The 760-nt window shown below is 69.1% G+C and carries 1 protein-coding gene and 1 pseudogene; both read left to right on the forward strand.

The genetic code is table 11. The features are described from left to right. Positions 1–496 (forward strand): TolC family protein (locus tag ARC20_RS02155; protein ID WP_237642486.1); only part of this gene is annotated, 496 nt, incomplete at its 5' end. 12 nt (positions 497–508) lie between these two features. Further along, positions 509–760: pseudogene (locus ARC20_RS02160) on the forward strand (multidrug transporter); the annotation flags it as partial.

Consider the following 760-nt stretch of genomic DNA (forward strand, 5'->3'; position numbering starts at 1 on the left):
CGCCAGCGACGTGGGCGACCTGCTCAAGAGCGAATCGGTGTTCGGCCTGGTTGCCCCCGCGATCAGCCTGCCGATCTTCGACGGCGGCAAGCTGCGCGCGAACCTCTCGGGCAAGGACGCCGCCTACGACCTGGCGGTGGCCGACTACAACCAGAAGATCATCGGCGCGCTGCATGACGTGGCCGACCAGGTGAACGCCGTGCGCTCGCTCGACCAGCGTGCGCAGTCGCAGGCCGAAGCGCTCAGGACCGCGCGCGCCGCCTACGACCTCGCGCAGCAGCGCTACCGCGCCGGCATCGGCAGCTTCCTGGAAGTGCTGAGCGTGGAAGAGCAGCTGCTCATCGCCGAGCAGCGCATGACCGCCCTGCAGTCCGAACAGATCCTGGCTTCGGTGAAGCTGCGCCAGGCGCTGGGTGGCGGCTTCGCGCCGCAGCCCGCCGCCGTGCCGGCCGACAGCGCCAACGCCGAATCCACCTCCGCAAACCCGAATTCCTGATCGAGTCCCGTCATGAGCCAGCCCACCCCCACCCCTCCCACTCCCGCCGCGGGTAGCAAGCGCGGCAAGCTGCTGCGCATCCTCGCGGTGATCGTGATCGTGCTGCTCGCCGCGGTGACGATCTGGTACTTCCTGTACGGCCGTTGGTTCGAAGACACCGACGATGCGTACGTGCAGGGCAACCAGGTGCAGATCACCCCGCTGGTCGGCGGCACCGTGGTCAGCATCGGCGCCGAAGACGGCATGCGCGTGGAGCGCGGCCAG

The sequence above is a fragment of the Stenotrophomonas panacihumi genome (assembly GCF_001431645.1).
Classification (GTDB): Bacteria; Pseudomonadota; Gammaproteobacteria; order Xanthomonadales; family Xanthomonadaceae; genus Stenotrophomonas_A; species Stenotrophomonas_A panacihumi.